General features: G+C 72.3%; 29 protein-coding genes and 1 pseudogene. 23 read left to right on the top strand and 7 right to left on the bottom strand.

Annotated elements, in window-relative coordinates:
* Positions 1–20 precede the first annotated feature (20 nt).
* Positions 21–1,106, top strand: coding sequence for an ABC transporter permease (locus tag ACZ3IJ_RS25510; protein WP_467471775.1), 1,086 nt, complete (start codon positions 21–23; stop codon positions 1,104–1,106).
* Complete coding sequence (locus tag ACZ3IJ_RS25505; protein WP_467471772.1) at positions 1,103–1,765, top strand: ABC transporter ATP-binding protein; 663 nt, start codon at positions 1,103–1,105, stop codon at positions 1,763–1,765. The genes ACZ3IJ_RS25510 and ACZ3IJ_RS25505 overlap by 4 nt, the downstream gene beginning before the upstream one ends.
* Before the next feature lie 52 nt (positions 1,766–1,817).
* Here ACZ3IJ_RS25505 and ACZ3IJ_RS25500 read toward each other — a convergent pair whose 3' ends face one another.
* Positions 1,818–2,627 (bottom strand): IclR family transcriptional regulator, encoded by an 810-nt coding sequence (locus tag ACZ3IJ_RS25500; RefSeq protein ID WP_391796932.1) that lies wholly within the window; start codon positions 2,625–2,627, stop codon positions 1,818–1,820.
* Positions 2,628–2,954: 327 nt separating this feature from the next.
* On the opposite strand from ACZ3IJ_RS25500, the gene allB reads away from it, so the two are divergent.
* Together allB and alc are read left to right on the top strand one after the other, a co-directional pair.
* A complete protein-coding gene (gene allB, locus ACZ3IJ_RS25495) occupies positions 2,955–4,289 on the top strand; it encodes an allantoinase AllB (RefSeq protein WP_467471769.1) in 1,335 nt (444 codons plus the stop codon).
* A 3-nt stretch (positions 4,290–4,292) separates the two neighbouring features.
* A complete protein-coding gene (gene alc, locus ACZ3IJ_RS25490) occupies positions 4,293–5,408 on the top strand; it encodes an allantoicase (protein WP_467471767.1) in 1,116 nt (371 codons plus the stop codon).
* Between the two features lie 397 nt (positions 5,409–5,805).
* Here alc and ACZ3IJ_RS25485 read toward each other — a convergent pair whose 3' ends face one another.
* Positions 5,806–6,546, bottom strand: coding sequence for an SDR family oxidoreductase (locus tag ACZ3IJ_RS25485; RefSeq protein WP_467471765.1), 741 nt, complete (start codon positions 6,544–6,546; stop codon positions 5,806–5,808).
* Positions 6,547–6,719: 173 nt separating this feature from the next.
* Here ACZ3IJ_RS25485 and ACZ3IJ_RS25480 point away from each other — a divergent pair, with 173 nt between their 5' ends.
* The 3 genes from ACZ3IJ_RS25480 (at position 6,720) to ACZ3IJ_RS25470 (ending at position 8,734) form a co-directional block, all read left to right on the top strand.
* Positions 6,720–7,328 (top strand): dihydrofolate reductase family protein, encoded by a 609-nt coding sequence (locus ACZ3IJ_RS25480; RefSeq protein WP_467471763.1) that lies wholly within the window; start codon positions 6,720–6,722, stop codon positions 7,326–7,328.
* A 108-nt stretch (positions 7,329–7,436) separates the two neighbouring features.
* On the top strand, positions 7,437–8,363 hold the full coding sequence (locus ACZ3IJ_RS25475) for a DMT family transporter (protein WP_467471762.1): 927 nt from the start codon (positions 7,437–7,439) through the stop codon (positions 8,361–8,363).
* 11 nt (positions 8,364–8,374) lie between these two features.
* Positions 8,375–8,734: a hypothetical protein gene (locus tag ACZ3IJ_RS25470; RefSeq protein ID WP_467471760.1), complete on the top strand. Its 360-nt coding sequence runs from the start codon at positions 8,375–8,377 to the stop codon at positions 8,732–8,734.
* 6 nt (positions 8,735–8,740) lie between these two features.
* Here the strand turns inward: ACZ3IJ_RS25470 and ACZ3IJ_RS25465 are convergent, their stop codons facing one another.
* Positions 8,741–8,959, bottom strand: coding sequence for a hypothetical protein (locus ACZ3IJ_RS25465; RefSeq protein ID WP_385850473.1), 219 nt, complete (start codon positions 8,957–8,959; stop codon positions 8,741–8,743).
* Positions 8,960–9,105: 146 nt separating this feature from the next.
* Here ACZ3IJ_RS25465 and ACZ3IJ_RS25460 point away from each other — a divergent pair, with 146 nt between their 5' ends.
* Genes ACZ3IJ_RS25460 through ACZ3IJ_RS25445 form a run of 4 tightly spaced genes read left to right on the top strand, consistent with a single transcriptional unit; the run spans position 9,106 to position 12,633 of the window.
* Positions 9,106–10,323 (top strand): sensor histidine kinase, encoded by a 1,218-nt coding sequence (locus tag ACZ3IJ_RS25460; protein ID WP_467471757.1) that lies wholly within the window; start codon positions 9,106–9,108, stop codon positions 10,321–10,323.
* A complete protein-coding gene (locus ACZ3IJ_RS25455) occupies positions 10,320–10,988 on the top strand; it encodes a response regulator (RefSeq protein ID WP_467471755.1) in 669 nt (222 codons plus the stop codon). Before ACZ3IJ_RS25460 ends, ACZ3IJ_RS25455 begins: the two co-directional genes overlap by 4 nt.
* 33 nt (positions 10,989–11,021) lie before the next feature.
* Complete coding sequence (locus ACZ3IJ_RS25450) at positions 11,022–12,200, top strand: cytochrome P450 family protein (RefSeq protein WP_467471754.1); 1,179 nt, start codon at positions 11,022–11,024, stop codon at positions 12,198–12,200.
* Between the two features lie 4 nt (positions 12,201–12,204).
* Entirely contained in the window at positions 12,205–12,633 is a 429-nt protein-coding gene (locus tag ACZ3IJ_RS25445) for a PaaI family thioesterase (RefSeq protein WP_467471752.1), read from the top strand.
* A 92-nt stretch (positions 12,634–12,725) separates the two neighbouring features.
* Here ACZ3IJ_RS25445 and ACZ3IJ_RS25440 read toward each other — a convergent pair whose 3' ends face one another.
* Positions 12,726–13,727 carry a Gfo/Idh/MocA family protein gene (locus tag ACZ3IJ_RS25440; protein ID WP_467471750.1) on the bottom strand — a complete coding sequence of 334 codons (1,002 nt, stop codon included), beginning with the start codon at positions 13,725–13,727 and terminating at the stop codon, positions 12,726–12,728.
* Positions 13,728–13,870: 143 nt separating this feature from the next.
* On the opposite strand from ACZ3IJ_RS25440, the gene ACZ3IJ_RS25435 reads away from it, so the two are divergent.
* From ACZ3IJ_RS25435 to ACZ3IJ_RS25405, 7 genes are all read left to right on the top strand, one after another.
* Positions 13,871–14,590, top strand: coding sequence for a GntR family transcriptional regulator (locus ACZ3IJ_RS25435; RefSeq protein ID WP_467471914.1), 720 nt, complete (start codon positions 13,871–13,873; stop codon positions 14,588–14,590).
* A 75-nt stretch (positions 14,591–14,665) separates the two neighbouring features.
* Entirely contained in the window at positions 14,666–15,685 is a 1,020-nt protein-coding gene (locus ACZ3IJ_RS25430; RefSeq protein WP_467471749.1) for a sugar ABC transporter substrate-binding protein, read from the top strand.
* Positions 15,682–16,737: an ABC transporter permease gene (locus ACZ3IJ_RS25425; protein ID WP_467471747.1), complete on the top strand. Its 1,056-nt coding sequence runs from the start codon at positions 15,682–15,684 to the stop codon at positions 16,735–16,737. The genes ACZ3IJ_RS25430 and ACZ3IJ_RS25425 overlap by 4 nt, the downstream gene beginning before the upstream one ends.
* Complete coding sequence (locus ACZ3IJ_RS25420; protein ID WP_467471745.1) at positions 16,734–17,561, top strand: ATP-binding cassette domain-containing protein; 828 nt, start codon at positions 16,734–16,736, stop codon at positions 17,559–17,561. Before ACZ3IJ_RS25425 ends, ACZ3IJ_RS25420 begins: the two co-directional genes overlap by 4 nt.
* A 36-nt stretch (positions 17,562–17,597) precedes the next feature.
* Positions 17,598–18,776, top strand: a complete 1,179-nt coding sequence (locus ACZ3IJ_RS25415) for an ROK family glucokinase (protein WP_467471743.1) — start codon at positions 17,598–17,600, stop codon at positions 18,774–18,776.
* Positions 18,773–19,348, top strand: a complete 576-nt coding sequence (locus tag ACZ3IJ_RS25410) for a hypothetical protein (protein ID WP_467471740.1) — start codon at positions 18,773–18,775, stop codon at positions 19,346–19,348. Before ACZ3IJ_RS25415 ends, ACZ3IJ_RS25410 begins: the two co-directional genes overlap by 4 nt.
* Positions 19,349–19,444: 96 nt before the next feature.
* Entirely contained in the window at positions 19,445–19,699 is a 255-nt protein-coding gene (locus tag ACZ3IJ_RS25405) for a hypothetical protein (protein ID WP_467471738.1), read from the top strand.
* Between the two features lie 5 nt (positions 19,700–19,704).
* Here ACZ3IJ_RS25405 and ACZ3IJ_RS25400 read toward each other — a convergent pair whose 3' ends face one another.
* Positions 19,705–20,307 (bottom strand): hypothetical protein, encoded by a 603-nt coding sequence (locus ACZ3IJ_RS25400; protein WP_467471736.1) that lies wholly within the window; start codon positions 20,305–20,307, stop codon positions 19,705–19,707.
* Positions 20,308–20,433: 126 nt separating this feature from the next.
* On the opposite strand from ACZ3IJ_RS25400, the gene ACZ3IJ_RS25395 reads away from it, so the two are divergent.
* A complete protein-coding gene (locus tag ACZ3IJ_RS25395) occupies positions 20,434–20,721 on the top strand; it encodes a DUF6479 family protein (RefSeq protein WP_467471734.1) in 288 nt (95 codons plus the stop codon).
* Between the two features lie 109 nt (positions 20,722–20,830).
* Here the strand turns inward: ACZ3IJ_RS25395 and ACZ3IJ_RS25390 are convergent.
* Both ACZ3IJ_RS25390 and ACZ3IJ_RS25385 read right to left on the bottom strand, forming a co-directional pair.
* A pseudogene (locus tag ACZ3IJ_RS25390) lies at positions 20,831–21,049 on the bottom strand (MepB family protein); the annotation flags it as partial.
* A gap of 7 nt (positions 21,050–21,056) precedes the next feature.
* Positions 21,057–21,854 (bottom strand): hypothetical protein, encoded by a 798-nt coding sequence (locus ACZ3IJ_RS25385; protein ID WP_467471732.1) that lies wholly within the window; start codon positions 21,852–21,854, stop codon positions 21,057–21,059.
* Positions 21,855–22,211: 357 nt separating this feature from the next.
* Between ACZ3IJ_RS25385 and ACZ3IJ_RS25380 the strand changes: the two genes are divergently transcribed.
* The 4 genes from ACZ3IJ_RS25380 to ACZ3IJ_RS25365 all read left to right on the top strand — a co-directional run bounded on the left by ACZ3IJ_RS25380 (position 22,212) and on the right by ACZ3IJ_RS25365 (position 25,139).
* Entirely contained in the window at positions 22,212–22,934 is a 723-nt protein-coding gene (locus tag ACZ3IJ_RS25380) for a dienelactone hydrolase family protein (RefSeq protein ID WP_467471730.1), read from the top strand.
* 88 nt (positions 22,935–23,022) lie between these two features.
* Complete coding sequence (locus tag ACZ3IJ_RS25375) at positions 23,023–23,595, top strand: SMI1/KNR4 family protein (RefSeq protein WP_467471728.1); 573 nt, start codon at positions 23,023–23,025, stop codon at positions 23,593–23,595.
* Between the two features lie 72 nt (positions 23,596–23,667).
* Entirely contained in the window at positions 23,668–24,387 is a 720-nt protein-coding gene (locus tag ACZ3IJ_RS25370) for a FadR/GntR family transcriptional regulator (RefSeq protein WP_467471727.1), read from the top strand.
* 2 nt (positions 24,388–24,389) lie between these two features.
* Positions 24,390–25,139, top strand: coding sequence for a sterol desaturase family protein (locus tag ACZ3IJ_RS25365; protein ID WP_467471725.1), 750 nt, complete (start codon positions 24,390–24,392; stop codon positions 25,137–25,139).
* Positions 25,140–25,343 lie beyond the last annotated feature (204 nt).

The raw sequence follows: 25,343 nt of genomic DNA, 5'->3' as shown, positions 1-25,343 counted from the left end.
AGGCCGGAAGGCTGGGCCGCATGTTCGTGGCATGGAGAGACCTGAGATTCGCCAAGGGGCGATTCACCCTGATGGGCACGGTGATCGTGCTCATCACCCTGCTCGTCGGGCTGCTGTCCGGGCTGACCGCCGGACTCGCGCGCGAGAACATCTCGGCGATCACCGGCCTCCCGGCCGACCGGCTCGCCTTCGCCGCGCCGCCCGCCGGCCAGTCGGTGTCCTTCACCAACTCGACGGTGACCGAGAGCCAGTGGCGGCGGTGGGCGGAGCGGCCCGGCGTCTCGAGCGCGCGGCCGCTGGGCATCCGTACGCTCAACGGCGCCGCCGGGGACCGCACGGCCGCCGTCTCCGCGTTCGGCACGGAGCCGTCGGCGGGCCTGGCGCCGGAGAGCGGGCGGCTCGGGCCCGGCCGGGTCGTCCTCTCGTCCTCCGCGGCCGGGGAACTGGGCGTCGGCGTGGGCGGGGCGGTACGCCTCGGTCCGCTGGAGGCCACGGTGGCGGCCGTCGCGGGCGACGCCTCGTACAGTCACACGCCCGTCGTCTGGACCTCTCTCGACGACTGGCAGGAGCTCGGGCACGACGGCACGACCCCGCAGGAGCAGGCGACGGTCGTCGCGCTGGACGTGGCGGACGACGCCGGCCTCGGAGCGGGCGACGCGGCGCTCGGCACCGAGTCGCGGACGATCGACGAGGCGCTCACCGCCATAGGGTCGTACCAGGCCGAGAACGGCTCGCTGCAGCTGATGCGCGGCTTCCTCTTCGCCATCTCGGCGCTCGTCATAGGGGCCTTCTTCACCGTCTGGACGATCCAGCGGAGCGGTGACGTCGCCGTGCTGAAGGCGCTCGGCGCCTCGACTCCGTACCTGCTGAGGGACGCGCTCGGGCAGGCGGTCCTGATGCTGACGGCGGGCACCCTGCTCGGCACCGCACTGGCGGTGGGAGCGGGTGTGCTGATCAGCGGCGGGAACGTGCCCTTCGTGCTCGAACCGCTGACCGTGCTCGGGCCGGCGGCCGTGATCATCGTCCTCGGTGTCCTCGGCGCCGCCCTGTCCATCCGGCGGATCACCGCCGTCGACCCTCTGACCGCGCTCGGGAGCGCCCGATGACTCTGCTGCTGGACGACGTGACCCTGACGTACCCCGACGGCGACGGGCGCCTGACGGCTCTCGACGCGGTCTCCCTGGCGGTCCCGGCGGGCCGCGTGACGGCGGTCGTCGGACCCTCCGGTTCCGGCAAGTCCAGCCTGCTGGCGGTCGCCGCGACGCTCGTGACCCCGGACCGGGGACGGGTCGTCGTGGCCGGTACGGAGACGGGGGCGCTGGACCGGTCGGAGCGGGCGGCGCTACGGCGGGAGCGGATCGGGATCGTGTTCCAGCAGCCGAACCTGCTGCCGTCGCTGACGGCCCTGGAGCAGCTGCAGGTGATGGCTCACCTGTCGGGAGCGAAGCCGCAGGCGGCACGGGAGCGGGCCCTGGCACTCCTGGACGCCGTCGGCCTCCCGGACCTGGCGGCCCGCCGTCCGCACCAGCTGTCCGGAGGGCAGCGGCAGCGGGTCAACATCGCACGGGCGCTGATGAACGAGCCGTCGGTGCTGCTGGTGGACGAGCCGACGAGCGCGCTGGACCACGAGCGGGGCGGAGCGGTGATGGACCTGCTGGTCGCGCTGACGCGGGAGCGGGGGACGGCGACGGTCCTGGTGACGCACGACGAGGGGCACGCGGGGCGGGCGGACGACGTGGTGCGGGTGGAGGACGGCCGCGTGTAGTGGTGGGCATCGGCTCCGCCCCGGCGGAACGAATGCCCCCACGGGGGCGGAGTTACGCGGTGCCGTTGCCCGCCGTGTTCGCGAGCGCCGTCGAGAGTTCCTGCGCCACCTCCTGGAGGATCGGCACGATCTTCTCCGTGGCCGCCTCCGTCACCCGTCCCGCCGGTCCCGAGATCGAGATCGCCGCCGCGGTCGGGGAGTCGGGGACCGAGACCGCGAGGCAGCGGACCCCTATCTCCTGTTCGTTGTCGTCGACCGCGTACCCCGCGTCCCGCACCACGGCGAGCGCGTCGAGGAAGCCCTCGGGCGTGGTGATCGTCTTCTCCGTGGCCGCCGGCATTCCCGTACGGGCCAGCAGCGCCCGCACCTCGTCCGCCGGCGTGTACGCCAGCAGCGCCTTGCCCACACCCGTGGAATGCGGCAGCACGCGCCTGCCGACCTCGGTGAACATGCGCATCGAGTGCTTGGACGGCACCTGCGCGACGTACACGATCTCGTCGCCGTCGAGCAGCGCCATGTTCGCTGTCTCGCCCGTCTCCTCGACGAGCCGCGCGAGGTACGGCCGCGCCCAGGTGCCGAGCAGCCGGGAGGCCGACTCGCCGAGGCGGATGAGACGGGGGCCGAGCGCGTACCGGCGGTTGGGCTGCTGGCGTACGTAGCCGCAGGCCACCAGCGTGCGCATCAGTCGGTGGATGGTCGGCAGCGGCAGTCCGCTGCTGGCGGAGAGCTCGCTCAGCCCGACCTCGCCCCCGGCGTCGGCCATCCGCTCAAGGAGATCGAAGGCACGCTCGAGGGACTGGACGCCACCGCTCGCGGCGGCGGGCTTGGCGGCGTCGGTGGTGCTGGCGCTGGACGTCGGCACGTCAAGGTCCTTTCGGGGCAGGCGGGCAAGGCAGCAGCCTACCGGGCCGTCCGGTCGGACACACGGTCCCGGTCCCGGTGTACGGGCCGGTCAGGGGGGTGTTTGTCCGGTGTCGGCGGCTGCCCGGCGGCGTCCGCCTCCACTCCGCCTGTACGGAGCTACGTTCTACTGTACGAAATTCTCATTCCACTTCATGGAAACATCCAAGTAGCGGGCGGCGCGAGTCGGGGCGACGGGGTCATGCTGGAAGTGCACCCTTGACGCCATGTCGTCCCGAGTGAAGACTCCTTCAACAGTTCGTTGAAATTCTGCTGGAAAGGGGTACGGGTGGACGTCAACCTGGTACTGCGCTCGACTCGCGTCATCACCCCCGAGGGGACGCGGCCCGCGTCGATCGCCGTCTCCGGCGGGACCATCGCCGCGGTACTGCCGTACGACGCCGAGGTACCGGCCGGTGCCCGGCTGGAGGACGTCGGCGACGACGTCGTGCTCCCCGGGCTCGTCGACACCCACGTCCATGTGAACGACCCCGGCCGCACCGAGTGGGAGGGCTTCTGGACCGCCACCCGCGCCGCGGCCGCCGGTGGCATCACCACGCTCATCGACATGCCGCTGAACTCGCTCCCGCCGACCACCACGGTCGACCACCTGCGCGTCAAGCAGGACGTCGCCCGCGCCAAGGCGCACATCGACGTCGGCTTCTGGGGCGGCGCGCTGCCCGACAACGTCAAGGACCTCCGCCCGCTGCACGACGCCGGTGTCTTCGGCTTCAAGTGCTTCCTGTCGCCCTCGGGCGTGGAGGAGTTCCCCGAGCTCGACCAGGAACAGCTGGCGAACTCGCTCGCGGAGATCGCCGGCTTCGACGGCCTGATGATCGTGCACGCCGAGGACCCGCACCACCTGGCCGCGGCGCCGCAGAGGGCCGGCGGCAAGTACGCCGACTTCCTCGCCTCCCGGCCGCGCGACGCCGAGAACACGGCGATCCAGAACCTGGTCGACCAGGCCCGCCGGCTCAACGCCCGCGTCCACGTCCTGCACCTCTCCTCCTCCGACGCGCTCCCGCTGATCCGCGCGGCGAAGGCCGAGGGCGTCAAGGTCACGGTCGAGTCCTGCCCGCACTTCCTCACGCTCACCGCCGAGGAGGTCCCGGACGGGGCGACCGAGTTCAAGTGCTGCCCGCCGATCCGCGAGGCCGCCAACCAGGACGCGCTGTGGGAGGGGCTCGCGGACGGGACGATCGACTGCATCGTCTCCGACCACTCGCCCTCCACCGCCGACCTCAAGACCCCGGACTTCGCCTCCGCCTGGGGCGGCATCTCCTCCCTCCAGCTCGGCCTGCCCGCCATCTGGACCGAGGCCCGCCGCCGCGGCCACGACCTGACCGACGTCGCCCGCTGGATGTCCGAGGGCCCCGCCCGGCTCGCCGGCCTGGAGCGCAAGGGCGCCATCGAGGCCGGCCGCGACGCCGACTTCGCCGTCCTCGACCCCGAGGCGACGTTCACCGTCGACCCGGCCGAGCTGGAGCACCGCAACCGGGTCACCGCCTACGCCGGCCGGACCCTGCACGGTGTCGTGACGTCCACCTGGCTGCGCGGAGAGCGCATCGCCGACCGCGGCACCCTGGCCGAACCCTCCGGCCGCCTCCTCGAAAGGACCAACTGAACCGTGACCGGCATACCCTCCTTCACCGGCGACGCCAGCCCCTTCGGCGGCGGTGACCCGTACGCCGACTACCGCACCGCGGACTTCCCGTTCACGCAGTACGCGGACCTGGCCGACCGCCGCCTCGGCGCCGGTGTGATCGCCGCCAACGACGAGTTCTTCGCCGAGCGCGAGAACATGCTCAAGCCCGAGGCCGCCGAGTTCGACCCCGAGCACTTCGGGCACAAGGGCAAGATCATGGACGGCTGGGAGACCCGCCGCCGCCGTGGCGTCTCGGCCCAGGAGCCCCACCCGACCGCCGAGGACCACGACTGGGCGCTCGTACGCCTCGGCGCCCCCGGCGTCGTCCGCGGCATCGTCGTCGACACCGCGCACTTCCGCGGCAACTACCCGCAGGCCGTCTCGGTCGAGGCCACGTCCGTCGCCGGCTCCCCGTCGCCCGAGGAGCTTCTCGCGGACGACGTGAAGTGGACGACCCTCGTCCCGCGCACCGCCATCGGCGGCCACGCCGCCAACGGCTTCGCCGTCGACGTCGAGCAGCGCTTCACGCACCTGCGCGTCAACCAGCACCCCGACGGCGGCATCGCACGCCTCCGCGTGTACGGAGAGGTCGCCCCGGACCCGCGCTGGCTCGGCGTCCTCGGCACCTTCGACCTCGCGGCGCTGGAGAACGGCGGCCAGGTCGAGGACGCCTCCGACCGCTTCTACTCCCCGGCGACCAACACCATCCAGCCGGGCCGCTCCCGCAAGATGGACGACGGCTGGGAGACGCGGCGCCGCCGCGACAAGGGCAACGACTGGATCCGCTACAGCCTGGCCGCCGAGTCCGAGATCCGCGCCGTGGAGATCGACACCGCGTACCTCAAGGGCAACAGCGCGGGCTGGGCGGCGCTGTCCGTCGCCGCCGAGGGCTCCGAGGACTGGACCGAGATCCTGCCCCGGACGCGCCTCCAGCCCGACACCAACCACCGCTTCGTGCTGGACACGCCGGCGGTCGGCTCCCGGGTCGGGATCGACATCTACCCCGACGGCGGCATCTCCCGCCTCCGCCTCTTCGGTTCGCTCACCGAAGAGGGCGCGGCGCGCCTGACGGCGCGCCACCAGGAACTGGGCGGGTAACGACACCCCGCCCGGCCCGCGAGGGCGCACCGGCCGACAGCACCGGCGCGCCCTCGCGAACCCCCTATTTTCTTGGGCTCGGTTCGCCTCCGGGCGCCTGAGCCGGGCTCACGACCCCGACCGTGCTCGCCCCGCTCGTTCCTCGCGGGCCTGCGCGCGCTCGCGGCTGTTCCCCCGGCGCGCCCTTCGGCTCACTCGCCTTCTTTTTCAGGGCTCGGTTCGCCTCCGGGCGCCTGAGCCGGGCTCACAGCCCCGACCGTGCTCGCCTCCCTCGTTCCTCGGCTGGCTCCGCGCGCTCGGGCCCGTTCCCCCGGCGCGCCCTCCGGCTCACTCGCCGGGCCCCTCGGGGGTTGACGGCAGGGACGGTGGTGTTGTCGGTACGGGGCCTTGTCGCGGTCTAGGCCGCGTGGCCGCCGTCCACGGAGAACTCCGCGCCCGTCACGTACGCCGCGCCCGGGCCCGCGAGGAACGTCACCGCGGTCGCGATCTCGTCCGCCGTGCCGAAGCGGCCCAGGGCCGTCAGGGCCGCCTGGTCCGCCGTGTACGGGCCGTCCGCCGGGTTCATGTCGGTGTCCACCGGGCCCGGGTGGACGATGTTCGCCGTGATGCCGCGCTCGCCCAACTCCCGCGCGAGCGCCTTGTTGAGGCCGGTCAGCGCCGCCTTGCTCATCGCGTAGAGCGTGCCGCCCGGCCCCGGCACCCGTGTCGTCATGCACGAGCCGATCGTGATGATCCTGCCGCCCCGCTCCATCCGAGCGGCCGCCGCCTGGGCGGCGAGGAACGCGCCCCGGACGTTGACCGCGAGGACCCGGTCGACGTCGGCCAGGGCCAGCGCGTCCAGCGGGGCGATCACCCCGACCCCCGCGTTGTTGACCAGCACGTCGAGCCGCCCGAGCGCGTCCGCCGCCCACTCCACCGCGCCCGCCGCGTCACCGGCGTCCGCCGCGTCGGCCCGCAGGGGGAGCGCCTTGCGTCCGGCCGCCTCGATCCCTGCCGCGACCTCCTTCGCCCGGTCCTCGCCCGCCACGTACGTGAACGCCACGTCCGCGCCCTCCCGGGCCAGCCGCAGTGCCGTCGCCGCGCCGATCCCGCGGCTGCCGCCCGTCACCAGGACCGCCTTGCCGTTCATCGTGGACATCCCGAAACCTCCGTAAAAGGCACCGTGTGGTTGCGGGTTCAATCAAACTCGGGGCCGGACTCCGCCGCTGGCGGCAATCGGACACCGATGACTTCCGCCGAGCGGTGGAGTCGGAGCTTGTGAGACACGATGGACCGGGGATCCCGATCCCGGCAGGAGCGAAAGGCAGCGCCATGGGCAAGCTCTCCCTCACCCAGTTCGTGACCATCGACGGCGTGTACCAGGCGCCCGGCGGTCCCGAGGAGGACCCCAGCGGCGGCTTCGCACACGGGGGCTGGTCCGTCCCGTACGGAGACGAGGACTTCGGCGCCTTCATCGACGAGGTCTTCGCGCGCCCCGCCGCCTTCCTGCTCGGCCGCCGTACGTACGAGATCTTCGCGAGCTACTGGCCGAAGCAGACCGACCCCGCCGACCCCGTCGCCTCGCAGCTCAACGCGCTCCCCAAGTACGTGGCCTCGACCACCCTCAAGACCGCCGACTGGGCCGGCACCACCGTCCTCGGCGGCGACGCGGTGCAGGAGGTCGCGGCCCTCAAGGGCCGTGTCGACGGCGAGGTGCAGATGCACGGCAGCGGCGGCCTCGCCAAGTCCCTCCTCGCCGCCGACCTCATCGACACGATCCACCTGCTCGTCTTCCCCGTCGTCCTCGGCACGGGCCGCAACCTCTTCGACGGCGTCTCGCCCACCGCCTTCCGCAACGTCGGCGCCAGGACCACGGGCGCGGGCGTCTCGATCACCACGTACGAACTGGCGGGCCGCCCCGAGTACGGCAGCTACGTCTGAGGCCCGTGGAAACGTGTAGCGACCACCCGTCTTCCCGGGTACGGTGATCGTCCCGCGTGCGAGCCGCCGAAGTCTCCACACCGTCCGACGTGTTGGAGCAGGCCCACGATGTCCTCGATCGCCGCCTCCGTACCCTTCCCCGCCCCGCGCCGCGCCTGGCTCACCGACCTTCCGGTCCTTCTCGTCGCCGTGGTCTGGGGCGCCAGCTACCTCGCGGCCAAGGGCATCACCACCACGCACACGGTCGTCGCCGTTCTCGTCCTGCGGTTCGCCGTCGTCCTGCCCGCCCTCGCCGTCGCAGGATGGCGGGGGCTGCGAGCGCTGGACGCGGCCCAGTGGCGGGGCGCGGGCCTCCTCGGGCTGATCCTCAGCGGGATCTTCCTTCTGGAGACCTACGGCGTCGTCCACACCTCCGCCACCAACGCCGGCCTGATCATCAGCCTCACCATGATCTTCACGCCGCTCGCCGAGGCCGCCGTCACCGGAGTCCGGCCGCCCCGCGCCTTCCTGGGCGCCGCAGCGCTCTCCGTCGCCGGCGTGGTGCTCCTGACCCAGGGCGGCGGCTTCACCGCCCCCTCCCTCGGTGATCTGCTCATGCTCCTCGCCGCGCTCGCGCGGACCGCGCACGTCCTGGCGATGTCCCGGATCAGGTCCGTCCGGAGCGCCGACGCGCTCTCGCTCACGACCGTCCAACTCGGCTCCGCCGTCGCCGTCTTCGCCCTGCTCGCCACCCTCCCCGGCACCGGCGCGTCCCCCTGGTCCGTGGCGCTCGACTTCGGTCCGCGCGAATGGGCCGGGCTGCTCTTCCTCTCCGTCTTCTGCACGCTCTTCGCCTTCTTCGTGCAGATGTGGGCCGTCCGCCGCACCTCCCCCTCCCGGGTCAGCCTTCTGCTCGGAACGGAACCGCTCTGGGCCGCCGCCGCGGGCATCGCGATCGCCGGCGACCGCCCCGGCGTCCTCGGCCTCGCGGGCGCCATCCTGGTTCTGGCCGGGACCAGTTGGGGCCGTCGCGCGGCCGACGAGAGCGCCCGGTAGGTTCTTGCCCCATGCGCTCACTGCCGTACGACATAGAGTTCCGGAGCCGCGCCCGGCGTACCCAGGGCTGGGGACTCGGGCTGCTGGCCCTCGCCGGACTGATGTGGATCTGGTTCGCGGTGCTGCTCTTCACGCCGTACTCGCCCGAGGAGTCCAGCCGCGAATGCGTGTCCCGCTTCAGCAGCGAGAACCTCCACAACGGATCCAGCGGCTGTGTGGCGGAACGCGACTGGCCCGAGCTGCTCGCCGTGCTCGGTGGATCGATTCCCTTCGCGGTGATCGGCGGCGTCCTCTACACCAGCGGCTCCGTCTCGCACCGGATGGCCGAGCACCTCGCCGAGGTCACCCGCCTCAACGAGGCCTCCCGCTGACCCTCGTCACGTGCGGCGGGTCGTGTCCGCGATCATCACGATCACGAAGCCGACCACCGCGATCACGACGTTCGCGAACAGCGCCCGGTCCTCCAGGAACCACACGTTCTCCGTCAGGGCCCGGGTGAACCCCATGAACGGGAACCAGCCCGTCAGCTCGCGCACCACCCCCGCGATGCCGCCGACCAGCACCACACCGCCCACGAACTCCAGAATCTTCTTCATGGGCCGATCATGGTCCGGGGCGCCCGCCGCCCGCGTCGGTCCGTGGGACACAGTGGGTGCTACCGAAGTCTCGGACCGTGCGACTTTGGTAGCTTCCGGCCCTCCGTGACCGGCCGCGCGCCTCTGACGTGCGTACTTTGGTGCTTATGACACGTACGGACCCCAACGCCTGGCTGCTGCCCTCGGCCATGGCCGATCCCGCGGCCTCCGGTGAGCCCGGACGCAGGCCGCGGCGGACCGTACGGGACTGGGTCGTCGACAGCGTCCTCTTCCTCTGCGCCGCCTTCGTAGGACTCCTCGCCGCCGAGACCAGCGACCAGTACAACAGCGAGGCCGTCGCCTTCGCCGACCAGCTCGTCGGCGCCGCGGCCTGTTGCGCCCTGTGGCTCCGCCGCCGGTGGCCCGTCGGCCTCGCCGTCGCGCTCTCCCTCGTCAGCGTCGTCGCGCCCGTCGCCGGGGGCGCCTTCCTCGTGAGCCTGTTCAGCGTCGCAGTCCGGAGGCCCTTCCGCGAGATCGCCTGGATCGGCGCGCTGGCCGCCGCCTGCAACGTCGCCCAGGTCTTCGTACGCCCGGACCCCGCCACCGGGACCCTCCTCGGGATCGCCATCGGCCTCATCCTGATCCTGCTGATGACCGCCTGGGGCATGCTCGTACGCTCCCGGCGCCAGCTCGTGGAGGCGCTGCGCGAGCGCGCCCGGCGCGCCGAGGCCGAGGCAGAGCTGCGCGCCGAGCAGGCGCAGCGGCTCGCCCGCGAGGCCATCGCCCGCGAGATGCACGACGTGCTCGCCCACCGCCTCACCCTGCTCAGCGTGCACGCCGGAGCGCTGGAGTTCCGCCCCGACGCCCCGCCCGAACAGGTCGCGCGCGCCGCGGGCGTCATCCGCGACAGCGCCCACGAGGCGCTCCAGGACCTCCGGCAGATCATCGGCGTGCTGCGCACCCCCGGCGAAGCCGCGGACGGCGACCGGCCCCAGCCCACGCTCGCCACCCTCGACGCGCTGGTCGCCGAGTCCCGCGAGGCCGGGGCGAAGGTCGTCCTCGACTCCACGATCGACGATCCGGACGCGGTCCCCGCCGCCACCGGCCGCACCGTCTACCGCATCGCCCAGGAGGGCCTCACCAACGCCCGCAAGCACGCCCCGGGCGCCGAGGTCACCCTCACCGTGCGCGGCCGTCCCGGCGACGGGCTGACCGTCGAGGTCCGCAACCCGGCCCCCACCGGCCCCGTCCCGCACGTCCCCGGCTCCGGCCAGGGCCTCATCGGCCTCACCGAGCGCGCCACCCTCGCGGGCGGGCGACTGGACCACGGTCCGGCCCCCGACGGCGGGTTCGCCGTGCACGCCTGGCTACCGTGGCCCTCATGACCATCCGGCTGCTCATCGTCGACGACGACCCCCTGGTCCGCGCGGGCCTCACCCTGATGCTCGGCGGCGCCGAGGACATCGAGATCGTGGGGGAGGGCACCGACGGGCGGGACGTCCCCGAACTCGTCGCCCGCCTCGCCCCGGACGTCGTCCTCATGGACATCCGGATGCCGCACGTCGACGGCCTCACCGCCACCGAACTCCTGCGGACCCGCCCCGAGGCCCCCGAGGTCGTCGTCCTCACCACCTTCCACGCCGACGAACAGGTCGTCCGGGCCCTGCGGGCCGGCGCGGCCGGATTCGTCCTCAAGGACACCCCTCCCGCCGAGATCGTCGCCGCCGTGCGCCGCGTCGCGTCCGGTGACCCCGTCCTCTCCCCGGCTGTCACCCGCCAGCTGATGAGCCATGTCGCGGAGCGGCCCGAGCAGTCCCGGAGCGCGACCGCCGCGGGCCGGATCGCCGAACTCGCCCAGCGCGAACGCGAGGTGGCCGTCGCCGTCGGCCAGGGCCGGTCCAACGCGGAGATCGCCGCCGCGCTCTACATGAGCGTGCCCACGGTCAAGACCCACGTCTCGCGCATTCTCGCCAAGCTCGACCTCAACAACCGTGTCCAGATCGCCCTCCTGGTCCACGACGCGGGGCTCCTCGACGACGGGGAGGCCTAGGGCACCGGAACGGGGGCCGCCTAGGCTGAGGCGATGTCCACCATCGAACTGGGGGAGTGGGGCGCGGACTTCACCGCGAATCCGTATCCCTATTACGCGAAGCTCCGTGAGAGCGGTCCCGTCCACCACGTCCGCATGCCCGACGGCTGGGAGTTCTGGCTCGTCGTCGGACACGAGGAGGGGCGCGCGGCCCTCGCCGATCCCCGCCTGGTGAAGTCGCCCTCCATCGTCGGCGTCACTCCGGTCGACGAGGAGGTCATCGGCCCCAATCTGCTCGCCGTCGACGCACCGGACCACACCCGGCTGCGCAAGCTCGTGACCCGCGAGTTCACCGGCCGGCGGGTGGAGGCGCTGCGCCCCCGCGTCCAGGAGCTCGCCGACGAGCTGGCGGACGCGATGGCGCCGGCCGGGCGGGCCGACCTCGTGGACTCCTTCGCGTTCCCGCTGCCCATCACCGTCATCTGCGAGCTCCTCGGCGTCCCGGCGGCCGACCGCGACTCGTTCCGCCGGTGGTCGAACGAGCTGGTGGCGCCGACCGGGGGGACGCCCGAGCGGGAGGTCGTCGAGGGCTTCGGCGCCTACCTCGACGAGCTCATCGAGGACAAGCGCGCCTCGCGGCCCACGGACGACCTGCTCTCCGCGCTGATCACCACCCGCGCCGAGGACGGCGACGCGCTGTCCCTCCCCGAACTGCGCGGAATGGCCTATCTGTTGCTCATCGCGGGTCACGAGACCACCGTCGGTCTGATCACCAACACCGTGCGTGCCCTGTTCGCCCACCCCGACCAGCTCGCCGATCTCCGCGCCGATCCCGGGCTCATCGACGGGGCGATCGAGGAGGGGCTGCGCTACGACGGCCCCGTCGAGACCTCCACCTTCCGGATCGCCAGGGAGGCGGTCACCGTGGGCGACACCGCCATCCCGGCGCTCTCGCCCGTCTTCGTCTCCCTCGCGGCCACGGACCGCGACCCGAAGCGCTTCCCCGAACCGGACCGCTTCGACATCCGCCGCGAACCGCGCGGCCATCTGGCCTTCGGACACGGCATCCACTACTGTCTCGGCGCGCCGCTCGCCCGTCTGGAGGGCGGCATCGCGATCCGGACACTCCTGGAGCGCTTCCCGCGGCTGGAACTCGATCCCGAGGGCGCCCCCTGGGAGTGGATGCCCGGCCTCCTCGTCCGCGGTGTCCGCCGCCTCCCCGTCCGGTGGTGACCCGATGACCGATCCGTCGAACCGACTCGACCTCGACCTCGCGCGAAAGGTCCTGGACGCCCAGCCGTTCAGCCGGCTCGTCGGCGCCCGGATCACCGCCTTCGGCGACGGCGGAACCACCCTGGAGGTGGACCTCCGCGAGGAGCTCCGGCAGCAGAACGGTTTCGCGCATGGCGGTGTGCTCTCGTACGCCGCAGACAACGCGCTCACCTTCGCGGCCGGCACGGCGCTCGGCCCCGCCGTCCTGACCGCCGGCTTCTCCATCCAGTACGTCCGTCCCGCCCGCGGACGGACGCTCGTCGCCCGCGCGAGCGTGGTCCACGCGGGCCGACGGCAGGCGGTGGTGCGGTGCGATCTGCTGACCGTGGACGAGGAGGGTGCCGAGACGCTGTGCGCGGTGGCGCAGGGGACGGTGCTCTCCGCGACCGGCTGACGGCCGGCGGGGCCGTCGGGACCGCGGGTCCGGACGGCCCGCCGCACCCCGCCGACCCGTCGGACAGCCCTGGGACAGCCCTCGGACGGTCCCTACGACGGGATCTCGTCCAGCGCCACCGGCCGGTGTTCGCGCCGGGAGCGCTCGCACGCCTCGGCGACCCGGAGGGCCTGGAGCGCCTCCCGGCCGTCGCAGGGGTTGGCCGCCTCGCCGCGCACCAGCCGTACGAACGCGTCCAGCTCGGCCTCGTACGCCGGGGCGAACCGGTCGAGGAACCCGGGCCAGGGCTTGACCGGGGAGGGCGGCCCCGCCGCCTCCACCGAGGTCAGCGGGGTCCGGTCGTCCAGCCCCACGGCGATCTGGTCCCGCTCGCCGGCCAGCTCCATGCGTACGTCGTAGCCGGCGCCGTTGCACCGGGTCGCCGTTGCCGTCGCCAGCGTGCCGTCGTCCAGGGTGAGCAGCGCGGCCGCCGTGTCGACGTCGTCCGCGGCGCGGAACATCGCCGGGCCGGCGTCCGAACCGGTGGCGTACACCTCGACGACCTCGCGCCCGGTCACCCAGCGCAGTATGTCGAAGTCGTGCACCAGGCAGTCCCGGTAGAGGCCGCCGGAGAGCGGCAGATACGCGGCGGGCGGCGGGGCCGGGTCCGAGGTCGCCGCCCGTACGGTGTGCAGGCGGCCGAGGCGCCCGGACCGTACGGCCTCACGGGCCGCCCCGTATCCGGCGTCGAAGCGGCGCATGAACCCCAGCTGGAGCTCCGTGCCCGCGGACTCGACCGCCCGCAGCGCGCCGAGCGTCCCCGGCACGTCCAGGGCGATGGGCTTCTCGCAGAAGGCCGGGAGCCCGGCACCGGCCGCGCGGACGATCAGCTCGGCGTGGGCCGCGGTGGCGGAGGTGATGACGACCGCGTCGAGAGCGTGGCCGAGGAGCGCGTCCACGGTGGGTGCCACGGTGGCGCCGAGCGCCCCGCCGACCCGGGCCGCCCGGGTGGTGTCCGCGTCCGCCACGACCAGCGACTCGACCTCCGGGTGTCGGGCGAGCACGCCCGCGTGGAAGGCCCCGATACGACCCGTTCCGATCAGTCCGATACGCATGGCCCCAAGGTGGTGCCGGACGGTCACCCTGTCAAGGATTTGTCAGGACAATCGGACTTCACCACTTCCTGTCATCATCTCCTGGGGCTACGCTCCCGAGCGTGTCCAAGCCGTCGTCGTCCGCCGCCTCGCCACCCCTCTCCGTGGACCGCACCAGCCCGGTACCGCTCTACTACCAGCTCGCCCGGCAGCTGGAAGCGGCCATCGAGAACGGAGCCCTGGCCCCCGGCAGCCTGCTCGGCAACGAGATCGACCTCGCCACCCGGCTCGGTCTGTCCCGCCCCACGGTCCGGCAGGCCATCCAGTCCCTGGTCGACAAGGGCCTCCTGGTCCGCCGGCGGGGGGTCGGCACCCAGGTCGTGCACAGCCAGGTCCGGCGTCCGCTGGAGCTCAGCAGCCTCTACGACGACCTGGAGGCCGCGGGACAGCGCCCCGCCACCCGGGTCCTCGTCGACCGTGTCGAGCCCGCCGCCGCCCGGGTCGCCGCCGCCCTCGGCGTACCGGAGGGCAGCGACGTGCGCTACGTGGAGCGGCTCCGCACGGCGCACGACGAGCCCATGGCGTACCTGCGCAACCACCTCCCGGCCGGACTGCTCGACCTGGACGCCGGCAGTCTGGCGACGACCGGCCTCTACCGGCTGATGCGCGGCGCCGGTATCACTCTGCACAGCGCCCGGCAGACCGTCGGCGCCCGCTCCGCCACGGCCGCCGAGGCGGAGCTGCTCGCCGAGGCCGAGGGAGCACCGCTGCTCACGATGGAACGCACCACCTTCGACGACACGGGACGGGCCGTCGAGTTCGGCTCCCACCTCTACCGGGCCTCGCGGTACTCCTTCGAGTTCCAGCTGCTGGTCCGCCCCTGACCCACTGACGTCCGCGCGATCCCCATGACCGATACTGCAATGCACGCAGAAGGACACAAAGGAGGGCACGGCCTCGTGACCAGGCTTCGGACAGGAGGGGTACGCGCCGCAGTCGGCGCCGTGCTCGCGGTGGCGCTCACCGCCGCACTCGCGGGGTGCAGCAGCACCGGCGGGAAGCGCGCTGAGGACGCCCGCAAGGCGGCCGCGGCCCAGGGGAAGGCGGCCGTGAACACCCCCCGGTGGACCTTCGCCATGGTGACCCACTCGGGAGACGGCGACACCTTCTGGGACATCGTCCAGAACGGCGCCGAGCAGGCCGCCGTCAAGGACAACATCAACTTCCTCTACGCCCACAGCGACGAGGCGCAGCAGCAGGCCCAGCTCGTCGACTCGTACATCGCCAAGGGCGTCGACGGACTCATCGTCACCCTCGCGAAGCCCGACGCCATGAAGGCCGCCGTCGAGAAGGCCGTCAAGGCCGGCATCCCGGTGATCACCGTCAACTCCGGCTCCGAGCAGTCCAAGGCCTTCGGCGCGCTCACGCACATCGGCCAGGACGAGACCGTCGCCGGCGAGGCCGTCGGCGAGGAGCTCGACAAGCGCGGGAAGAAGAAGGCCCTGTGCGTCCTGCACGAGCAGGGCAACGTCGGGCACGAGCAGCGCTGCGCCGGAGCGAAGAAGACGTTCGGCGGGGACCTGCAGAACCTCTACGTCGACGGCACCAACATGCCCGACGTCCAGGCCTCCATCGAGGCCAAGCTCCAGGCCGACCCGGCCATCGACTCCGTGGTCACCCTCGGGGCGCCCTTCGCGGACGCCGCCGTCCAGGCGAAGAAGACCGCTGGCTCCGAGGCCGAGGTCGACACCTTCGATCTCAACGCGAAGGTCGCCTCCGCGCTCGCCGCCGACACCCTCGGCTTCGCCGTGGACCAGCAGCCCTACCTCCAGGGGTACGAGGCCGTCGACCTGCTCTGGCTGTACCGGTACAACGCCGACGTCCTGGGCGGCGGCAAGCCGGTCCTGACCGGCCCCCAGATCATCACCAAGGACGACGCCGAGGCGCTGAAGGGCTACACGGAGCGGGGCACCCGGTGAGCGCGACCGTCCCCACCGGTGACGGCCTCGACCATGTCGACGAGCGGCTGCTGCGCACCTCCCCGCTGAGGAAGCTCCTGGCCCGCCCCGAACTCGGCTCCGTCGTCGGCGCCGCCGCCGTCTTCGTCTTCTTCTCGCTGGTCGCCGACGGGTTCCTGCGCGCCTCGAGCCTCGGCACGGTCTTCTACGCGGCCTCCACCATCGGCATCATGGCGGTACCCGTCGCGCTGCTGATGATCGGCGGCGAGTTCGACCTGTCGGCCGGCGTGATGGTCACCACCTCGGCGCTGGTCTCGTCGATGTTCAGCTACCAGATGACCGCCAACGTCTGGGTCGGCGTCGGCGTCTCGCTGCTGGTCACCCTCGCCATCGGCGTCTTCAACGGCGTCATGCTGACACGCACGAAGCTGCCGAGCTTCATCATCACCCTCGGCACGTTCCTGATGCTGACCGGCCTGAACCTCGGCTTCACCAAGCTGATCAGCGGCACGGTCTCCACCAAGTCGATCGCCGACATGGAGGGCTTCCCCTCCGCCAGGAAGCTCTTCGCCTCCCAGCTGACCATCGGCGGCGTCGACCTCAAGGTCACCATCCTGTGGTGGATCGGCCTGGTCGCCGTCGCCACCTGGATCCTGCTGCGCACGCGATTCGGCAACTGGATCTTCGCCGTCGGCGGCGGCGCCGACGCGGCCCGCGCGGTCGGCGTCCCGGTCGTCAGGACGAAGATCGGCCTCTACATGGGCGTGGCCTTCTGCGCCTGGATCTCCGGCCAGCACCTGCTCTTCTCCTTCGACGTCGTTCAGTCCGGGGAGGGCGTCGGGAACGAGCTGATCTACATCATCGCGGCCGTCATCGGCGGCTGCCTGATCACCGGCGGATACGGCTCCGCCATCGGCTCGGCGGTCGGCGCGTTCATCTTCGGCATGACCAGCAAGGGGATCGTCTACGCGGAGTGGAACCCGGACTGGTTCCAGTTCTTCCTGGGAGCGATGCTCCTCCTCGCGACCCTGCTGAACGCCTGGATCCGCCGGCGTGTGGAGGCAACGAAGTGACCACCCCCGAGACCACCGCACCGGCCGCGTCCCCGGCCCCGGGCACCGCGCTCGTCGAGCTCGACGACGTCAGCAAGTACTACGGCAACATCCGCGCCCTCGAAGGGGTCTCCCTGGAGGTCCACGCGGGAGAGATCACCTGCGTCCTCGGCGACAACGGAGCCGGCAAGTCCACGCTCATCAAGATCATCGCCGGGCTGCACCGGCACGACGCCGGAACGTTCCGCATCGAGGGCGAGGAGGTCTCCCTCGCCAATCCGCGCGAGGCCCTGGACCTCGGCATCGCCACCGTCTACCAGGACCTGGCCGTCGTCCCCCTCATGCCGGTCTGGCGGAACTTCTTCCTCGGCTCCGAGCCCACCAAGGGCGCCGGCCCCTTCAGGCGCCTCGACGTCGAGCTGATGCGCGAGACCACGCGCACCGAGCTGCTGCGCATGGGCATCGACCTGCGCGACGTCGACCAGCCCATCGGCACCCTCTCGGGCGGTGAGCGCCAGTGCGTGGCCATCGCCCGCGCCGTGTACTTCGGGGCCAAGGTCCTCGTCCTGGACGAGCCGACCGCCGCCCTCGGCGTCAAACAGTCCGGAGTGGTCCTGAAGTATGTGGCCGCGGCCCGTGACCAGGGCCTCGGAGTGGTCCTCATCACCCACAACCCGCACCACGCCTATCTCGTCGGCGACCGATTCGTCCTGCTCAAGCGCGGGGTCATGGCGGGCAGCCACACTAAGGATTCGGTGACCCTGGACGAGTTGACCCGGCAGATGGCGGGCGGCAGCGAGCTGGAGGACCTCCGCCACGAGCTGGAGCGCCCCCCCTCTTCGTAACGGCCCCCCGACACCGCACCTGGCAGAATCGAGCCGATGAGTACCTACCGCGACTTCGCCAACCGGGGCTCCGCACGGGCCACGGTGCTGCGGACCGTCGGCACCCGGGAGCGGCGCTCGCACCTGACCGCGCCCCGGGTGCCCACCGTCGGCATCGACATCGGCGGTACGAAGGTGATGGCCGGGGTCGTCGACGCGGACGGCGTGATCCTGGAGAAGATCCGCACCGAGACGCCGGACAAGTCCAAGAGCCCCAAGGTCGTCGAGGACACCATCGTCGAACTGGTCCTCGACCTCTCCGACCGGCACGACGTGCACGCCGTCGGCATCGGCGCGGCCGGATGGGTCGACGCCGACCGCGCCACCGTCCTCTTCGCCCCCCACCTCGCCTGGCGCAACGAGCCCCTGCGCGATGCGCTGCAGTCCCGGCTCGCCGTCCCCGTCATGGTCGACAACGACGCCAACACGGCCGCGTGGGCCGAGTGGCGCTTCGGCGCCGGACGCGGCGAGGACCACCTCGTCATGATCACGCTCGGCACCGGCATCGGCGGCGCGATCCTGGAGGGCGGGCAGGTCAAGCGGGGCAAGTACGGGGTGGCCGGCGAGTTCGGCCATATGCAGGTCGTCCCCGGCGGACATCGCTGCCCCTGCGGCAACCGCGGCTGCTGGGAGCAGTACAGCTCCGGCAACGCGCTGGTCCGTGAGGCCCGTGAGCTGGCCGCCGCCGACTCCCCGGTCGCGTACAACATCATCGAGCGGGTCAAGGGCAACGTCCCGGAGATCACCGGCCCGCTCATCACCGAGCTGGCCCGCGAGGGCGACGCCATGTGCGTCGAGCTGCTCCAGGACATCGGCCAGTGGCTCGGCGTCGGCATCGCCAATCTCGCCGCCGCCCTGGACCCCTCCTGCTTCGTCATCGGCGGAGGCGTCAGCGCCGCCGACGACCTGCTGATCGGCCCGGCCCGGGACGCCTTCCGGCGTCATCTCACCGGCCGCGGCTACCGCCCCGAGGCCCGGATCGCCAAGGCCCAGCTCGGCCCCGAGGCCGGCATGGTCGGCGCCGCCGACCTGGCCCGGCTCGTCGCCCGCCGCTTCCGCCGCGCCAACCGGCGCCGGGTCGAGCGCTACGAACGGTACGAGCGCTACGCGCAGGCCCTGCGCAACGGCACCGTCCCACGCGCCTCCTCCCGCACCACCCAGGACCCGCCTTCATGACCCTCCCCTCCCCGACCACCTCTCCCGAACAGAGCCCGAAGATGCCGGAGGACCGACGCCACATGATCCGCCGCCGCTGGCTGACGGCGATCATCATCGTGCTGCTCGTCGGCATCCCCGCCGGATACCTCGTGATCTCCGCCGGGCAGAGCCGCGACAGCGGCCGGGACAAAGAACGCGAGTCCTCCGCCACCGGTCTGCGCGAGAACTGGCCGTCGCTGATGAAGCGCCGCGTCTTCGAGGTCCCGATCCCGCAGGGCAGCACAGGTGTCGCCTACTACGAGACCAGCAACTGGAAGACGAGCCGGCTGTACGTCCAGTTCACGACGAGCGCGGGACGGCTCGACGCCTTCCTGAACGAGATCGGCTCCAGCCGCTCGGCGCTGGCCCCGGGCGAGGTCACCGTCAGCGACCGTGACGCCGACATCGTCGGCTGGGACTTCTCCGGGGACGGCACCTGGTCGGGCACGACCGTCAGCCGGGACAAACCGCGCCCCCACGAGGCCGTCACCGTCGACCTCAGCGACCCCGCGGCCCCCACGGTGTACGTGGTGTCCACGACGACCCCCTGACCGCTGTACGTGGTGTCCACGACGACCCCCTGACCGCTCGGGGCGCCACGCCCGCCACGGCTACGGGGCGGGGGAGGAACCCGGCTCGGTCGCCTGATGGTCGGCCCGCCCGGACGGGCCTGGCACTTCGAGCTGACGCACGACCCCGAGCGGCCGCTGGAGCCGACCCCGACGGTGGACGACCTGTTCGTCGTCTACCTCGGCGAGCCGGTGGACGCCTCGCGGAGCGACCGTCTGGTGGCGGCCGGCGGGCGTGTCGCGGCGCACAACCCCTACGGGGACGAGTACGGCGTCACGATCGCCGACCCGGACGGCTACCGTCTGGTGCTGTGCTCCCGTACCTGGGCCTGACGGTGTCAACCGGTCCGCGAGCCGGAGCCCGCATGACGCTTCTCGGCGTCGGCGTCGGCGTCGGCGCCGGGCCCGGCGCCGGCCTCGCCGCCGGATGAGGGGAGTTCCGCGCCGAACACCTCGGCGGCGCGCTCCAGCCGGATGGCGTCCAGTGCGCGGGACTGTTCCTCGGCACGGGTGAGGAGCCGGTCGAGCTGTGCGCCGTCGAGACCGGAGCCGGTCTCGGCGAGCGCGCGCAGAGCCCGCCAGCACGCCGCCTTGCCCTCGACGCCGATGAGCATCGCCTCGAGCTCCAGCACGTCGCTGAGCGGGGAGCGGGAGAACAGTCTGCCGTTCAGCTTGAGCCGTCCCGCCCTCTCCCCGAGCCGGCCCACGATCTCGCGCAGCGGCCTCACGGGAACGTCGAGGTCGCGCATGATGCGGCGCAGGCTCCGCCGGTCCTCCTCGATCTGGCGGGCCAGTGCGTCGAGCACCGGACCCGATGCCGTACGGCGCTGACGGTCGGCGATGCGGTGGATCAGCCGTACGCCGGCGGCCGAGCCGGTGAGGTGATCGTTCAAGTACACGGTGAGGAGAGGTTCCGACCGGGTCTCGGGCTTCCCACGCATGGCACTGCCTCCGTTCCGGGCCCTTCACGCGCTTCGTGCCCCAGCGACTCTCCGCTTTCCCTCAGGCGAAACAAACGCCGTGCCCCGTACGGCCGCGTTTGCGGGCGCCAGGAGAGGACAGGCGCGATGAGCAGCGCTTGGACCCGTTCGAGAGAGGCGATCATGACCCCGTTCACCACCCTCACAGCGACACCCGCTCTCGCATCGGCAGGAACCAACGCCGTGCTCTTCGCCGTCGTCCTCGGCGTGGTGGTCGTCGCACTGCTCATCGGCGCGTTCTGGTGGGGCAGCCGTCGCGTCGCGCGCCGGCGGCGGCCGGTCGGCGACCCCACGCAGGCGCACCCCGAAGCCGCCCGCGACGACTCGTGGACCACCCCCGACGCCGACCCGGACCTCGGCGACTCCCGCCGTTGACGCCGGCCCTCCCGCCCGGCCCGCTGTCTCCCTTCCCGCCGACTCCTACCGGCTCCTACCGGCGGCGGTAGAGCTCCCGGGCGCGCGTGGAGATGCCGGGCCCGTCCTCCCGGCCGACCTTGGTGGGGGTTGTTCGGGCGGCGCGGAACCGGACGGAGAGCCCGTCGAGGGTGAAGGTGTGGGCGGCGTAGTCGGCGCTCTCGGGCTCGGGAACCGGCTGCGAGCAGGTGAACCCGCAAGGGTCGCAGACGCGTGGCTTCGCCGCGAGGAGATCACCGTGCGCCGGGGCCGTGTCCGGCCACGGGTCGGAGGAGCAGGTGCCGTTCACCCTGGCCTCAGGCAGGGGGCCAGACCCTCCCCGCGGTCGCCTCGCGCGCGAGGCGATGCCACTCCTCCTCTCCACCCGGCAGGGGCCAGGCCCAGGTGGGCTGCGCGGCCGTGTCCAGGGCGTGGAGACGGCGGACGAGCTCGGGACCGGCGGTGGCGGCGCCGTCCGGGACGGTAGGGCCGTGGACGGCGCGGAGCCCGGCGAAGCGGGCCAGTTCGTCCGCGTAGGAGCCCACGGCCTCGTCGACGCGCTCCGCCCGGTCGTCGGGCGCCACCGTGCGGTGCAGCTGGAGCAGCGGGGGCTCCACGGACTCGGCGATCGCCGCGGCGAGCCTCGCGTGACCGTCCAGGACCAGATGGCAGTCCAGACCGCTGACCCACCACAGCAGGACGGGTGGGAGCGTGCCTTGACGGACCTGCTTGCGGTACGCCTTGACCCGGCTGTCGTCGACGTCCGGCATCGGCCGCAGCGGAAAGACCTCCCACGCGATGGAGTGGACGTGCCAGTCGATGTATCCGTCGGGATGGCCCTCGACGAGCATCGAGCTCCAGTACTCGGCATGCGAGGTGCCGGGGTGGCGCCACCGGGGGAGCGGGCTCTCGGGCGAGAGCAGCCATCGGCCGTCGTGCAGCGGGCTGTCCGGCGCGTCGACCAGGTACCCCGCGAAGCGATGGGCCCACCGCTCGGGGCCGCCCGCCATCGCCCGCCCCGCATCGGCCCGGAGTGGCGGTACGCAGGAGCGGTACCCGTCGCTCCGCCAGAAGTCCACGCCCTGGAGATGCTCGTCGACGTCGGCGAGCAGCACGGTCCGATCCTCCTGCGAGACCACCAGCCGCGACCCGGTACTCCACACCCCCAGCCCCGGCCGAGAACGCTGCCGCACGTCAAGCGCCAGCCCCACCCACGTACCGTCGCTCCGCGTGACATCGCTGCGCTGCATGATCCGAGAGCGTACTCACCGGGCGGGAGTCGACCGCCGAGCCCGGCGAAATCGGATGGCGGGCCGCCGATGGCCGCTGCTACGTTCTCGGAGGCCGTGCGAGAGACCGAGGAGGTGGTACCCGTGGACGCAGTTTCGACGTGGGTGCTCTCCTTCGGGGTCACGGTCGGGCGGTAGGTCGTCCGGGAGCGCCGTTCCAGCGCATTCCCGAAAGGCACGACCATGCGGTTCACTTCCGAGCGGCGCCTCGATGACGGCGTCCTCCAGCGCGAGTTCACCCTCGGCGCGATTCCCGGCACCCTCTGGACGCCCGCGTCAGCCGCGCCTGTGCCGCTGATCCTGATGGCCCACAACAACGGCCTGCCCAGGTCGGCCGACCGGCTGGTGGCCCGGGCACGGCACTCCGCGGCGTGCGGATACGCGGTCGCCGCCATCGACGCACCCGGGTGCGGTGACCGGCCCCGATCCGCCGCCGACGAGCAGGCCCGCGCCGACATCGGCCGGGCGATGCGGGCCGGTGAGCCGGTCGACGACATCTTCGAGGCCTTCATCGGCCCGTTGGTCGAGAAGGCGGTCCCGGAATGGCGGACCACTCTGGACGCCCTCCTCGCCCTGCCCGAGATCGGCGGCCGGGTCGGGTACTCGGGGTGGGCCGCCGTCGGCATCCGCCTCGCGGCGGTCGAGCCGCGGATCGCGGCCGCCGGTCTCTTCGCGGGGGGTTACGTGCCCCGCGCCCAGCGCGAGGAGGCCCGGCAGGTCACCGTTCCGCTGCTGTTCCTGTTGCAGTGGGACGACGAGGGGAACCCGCGGCAGCGAGCCCTGGACCTCTTCGACGCCTTCGGCAGCAAGGAGAAGACGCTGCACGCCAACATGGGCGGACACGTCGGCACGCCGTGGTTCGAGGTGGAGGACGGGAACCGCTTCTACGACCGGCACCTGAGGTGAGGCCCGGCCGTCGGGCCGGCCACCACCACTGAGGGGCAAGCGCCGGGCGGCCCATGCCGCCCGGCGTCCCGCCAGTAGCGTTCAGTCCATGATCGCTCTCGATGCACTCGCCCGTCTCTGCCCTCCGCCCGCCGGTCCGCCGCGCGCCGTCGACTGGGCCCGGACCGAGCGGGCCCTGGGTACAGCCCTGCCCGGCGACTACAAGCGGCTCGTCGAGACGTACGGCGACGGCATCTTCGACGACACGATCTGGCTGCTCGTCCCCGACTCCGCCTATGACGACTGCGATCTGTACGCGCAGACGGTGGAACGGGACGAGATCCTGGCCGGCCTCTGGAGGTCCGAAGCGAAGCCCGCAGCCCTGCTGGAGCCGGGGGCCCGCGTCCTGCCGTGGGCGTTCGAGGAGGGGACAGGCGCCTTCCTCTACTGGCTGGCGAGGCCCGGGCGGCAGCCCGACGAGTGGACCGTGCTCTACAACGAGGGGCGCGGCCCCCTGTGGGAGCACCACGAGACGAGCTGTTCGGACTTCCTGCTGGCGGTGCTCGCGGGCACGGCGGAGACGGCGTACTTCGACCACCTCCGCGACGTATCGCAGCCCCCCGGGCACCGCTTCGCGACGGCGGGTCAGACCCTCGGAACGTCCCACCCCTCCGACCACTGACCCTGCCCGAGCCGCTCAACTCGACTGGTCTGACCACTAGACCATCTGTCCGGTCACCTCTATGGTCTCCGCATGCCCCTGCAACCAGTCAACCGACGCTCGGTTCCTGACGAAGTGTTCGACCAGCTCTTCGGGGAACTCGTGAGCGGCAGCCTCGCTCCGGGCGAGAGCCTCCCCAGTGAGCGGCGACTCGCCGAAGTCCTCGGCGTCTCACGCCCCGCGGTGCGGGAAGCCCTGCAACGGCTCGCGCATGCAGGTCTGGTCGAAGTCCGTCAGGGCGACGCCACCACCGTGCGCGACATCCGCAGGGCGGGCGGCCTCGATCTGCTGCCCCGCCTCCTGTTCGCCGGCGGCGAGATCGACCTGGGGGTCGCCCGCAGCATCCTGGAGGCCCGGCTCCACGTGGGCCCGAAGATCGCCGAACTCGCGGCACGGCGCAAGGGGCCGGAACTCGCCGGCCCGCTCCGTGCCGCCGTCCGGGCGCTCGAGGACGACGCCGATCCCGTCAACAGGCAACGGCTCGCCCTGGCTTTCTGGGAGCACGTCACGGACGCGGCCGAGTCCGTGACCTTCCGCCTGATGTTCAACAGCCTCCGAGCCGCCTACGAACCCGCCCTGGACGCCCTGGCCCACGTCATGGCCGCGGAGGTGGACCGTACCGACGCGTACGCCGCCCTCGTGGAGGCCATCGTCCAGGGGGACGCGCCCGCCGCCCGCACGCGCGCGGAGGACCTGCTCGGCCCGGCCACCACGGCCCTGATCGACGTCATCGATCTGCTCGACGAGGAGTAGCCATGAACCTGCGCAGGACGATCACGCGCATACGGACGTCCGCCGACGGAGCCTCGGACGAGGCCGCCCGGGCCCGCGTCCGGGCGGACGAGGCCGCACAGTCGGTGCCGCGCCGCACCGATGTCACGCTGGGCAGCGTGTTCCGGGCCTTCTGGCGCTACCCCTCACCCTGGATGATCAGCGGCACGCTGGTGACCGTGCTCGTCTGCCGGACCGTGCTGGGCGACTGGCGCGCCACCGACGCGTACGCCCCGGTGATCCTGCTGCTGCTGTTTCCGTTCCTGGAGTGGCTGATACACGTCTTCGTGCTGCACTGGCGGCCGCGCGAGGTCGCCGGAGTCGTCCTCGACACCCTCCTTGCGAGGAAGCACCGGGAGCACCATGTCGACCCGCGTGACGTCCCGCTGGTCTTCATACCCTGGCGGGCGCTCGTCTGGGTCGTCCTCGGCTACAACGCCATCGCCCTGATCGCCTTCCCGCGGCTGGGCCAGGCTCTGACGTTCATGCTGAGCGTGGCGGTGACGGGTCTGGTCTACGAGTGGACGCACTACCTGATCCACAGCGATTACCGGCCTCGGAGCAGGGCCTACAAGGCGGTCTGGCGCAACCACCGGCTTCACCACTACAAGAACGAGCACTACTGGTTCACCGTCACCACGACCGCCAGCGCCGACCGGCTCCTCGGGACCTACCCCGATCCGGCCACCGTGCAGACCTCGCCGACCGCCAAGAACCTGCACGGCGCCGCCTGACGCACCGACCAGGCCGTGCGTCGCCGTTCTAGCCCTCGGACCTGATCAGCGCTTCGTACTGCTGCGGGCTCAACAGGCCGGCGGCGGCAGGGCCCGACAGGGGGTGACCTCGATCAGCCATCCGTCGCCGTGCCGGGCGAGCGGCGCCCGGAGCGGTCCTGGCGCCGGTGGCTCCCCCCAGGTCCGACCCGGCGCCGCGGGTTC

The sequence above is a fragment of the Streptomyces sp. NPDC013317 genome (assembly GCF_055563155.1).
The sequence above is the reverse complement of the archived record's forward strand: the minus strand, read 5'-3'. Positions and strand labels throughout refer to the sequence as shown.

Coding starts and splice junctions, on each gene's coding strand:
- ACZ3IJ_RS25510 (WP_467471775.1), top strand. CDS start 21: ATGTTCGTGGCATGGAGAGACCTGAGATTCGCCAAGGGGCGATTCACC.
- ACZ3IJ_RS25505 (WP_467471772.1), top strand. CDS start 1,103: ATGACTCTGCTGCTGGACGACGTGACCCTGACGTACCCCGACGGCGAC.
- ACZ3IJ_RS25485 (WP_467471765.1), bottom strand. CDS start 6,546: ATGTCCACGATGAACGGCAAGGCGGTCCTGGTGACGGGCGGCAGCCGC.
- ACZ3IJ_RS25480 (WP_467471763.1), top strand. CDS start 6,720: ATGGGCAAGCTCTCCCTCACCCAGTTCGTGACCATCGACGGCGTGTAC.
- ACZ3IJ_RS25475 (WP_467471762.1), top strand. CDS start 7,437: ATGTCCTCGATCGCCGCCTCCGTACCCTTCCCCGCCCCGCGCCGCGCC.
- ACZ3IJ_RS25470 (WP_467471760.1), top strand. CDS start 8,375: ATGCGCTCACTGCCGTACGACATAGAGTTCCGGAGCCGCGCCCGGCGT.
- ACZ3IJ_RS25465 (WP_385850473.1), bottom strand. CDS start 8,959: ATGAAGAAGATTCTGGAGTTCGTGGGCGGTGTGGTGCTGGTCGGCGGC.
- ACZ3IJ_RS25460 (WP_467471757.1), top strand. CDS start 9,106: ATGACACGTACGGACCCCAACGCCTGGCTGCTGCCCTCGGCCATGGCC.
- ACZ3IJ_RS25455 (WP_467471755.1), top strand. CDS start 10,320: ATGACCATCCGGCTGCTCATCGTCGACGACGACCCCCTGGTCCGCGCG.
- ACZ3IJ_RS25450 (WP_467471754.1), top strand. CDS start 11,022: ATGTCCACCATCGAACTGGGGGAGTGGGGCGCGGACTTCACCGCGAAT.
- ACZ3IJ_RS25445 (WP_467471752.1), top strand. CDS start 12,205: ATGACCGATCCGTCGAACCGACTCGACCTCGACCTCGCGCGAAAGGTC.
- ACZ3IJ_RS25440 (WP_467471750.1), bottom strand. CDS start 13,727: ATGCGTATCGGACTGATCGGAACGGGTCGTATCGGGGCCTTCCACGCG.
- ACZ3IJ_RS25415 (WP_467471743.1), top strand. CDS start 17,598: ATGAGTACCTACCGCGACTTCGCCAACCGGGGCTCCGCACGGGCCACG.
- ACZ3IJ_RS25410 (WP_467471740.1), top strand. CDS start 18,773: ATGACCCTCCCCTCCCCGACCACCTCTCCCGAACAGAGCCCGAAGATG.
- ACZ3IJ_RS25405 (WP_467471738.1), top strand. CDS start 19,445: ATGGTCGGCCCGCCCGGACGGGCCTGGCACTTCGAGCTGACGCACGAC.
- ACZ3IJ_RS25400 (WP_467471736.1), bottom strand. CDS start 20,307: ATGCGTGGGAAGCCCGAGACCCGGTCGGAACCTCTCCTCACCGTGTAC.
- ACZ3IJ_RS25395 (WP_467471734.1), top strand. CDS start 20,434: ATGAGCAGCGCTTGGACCCGTTCGAGAGAGGCGATCATGACCCCGTTC.
- ACZ3IJ_RS25380 (WP_467471730.1), top strand. CDS start 22,212: ATGCGGTTCACTTCCGAGCGGCGCCTCGATGACGGCGTCCTCCAGCGC.
- ACZ3IJ_RS25375 (WP_467471728.1), top strand. CDS start 23,023: ATGATCGCTCTCGATGCACTCGCCCGTCTCTGCCCTCCGCCCGCCGGT.
- ACZ3IJ_RS25370 (WP_467471727.1), top strand. CDS start 23,668: ATGCCCCTGCAACCAGTCAACCGACGCTCGGTTCCTGACGAAGTGTTC.
- ACZ3IJ_RS25365 (WP_467471725.1), top strand. CDS start 24,390: ATGAACCTGCGCAGGACGATCACGCGCATACGGACGTCCGCCGACGGA.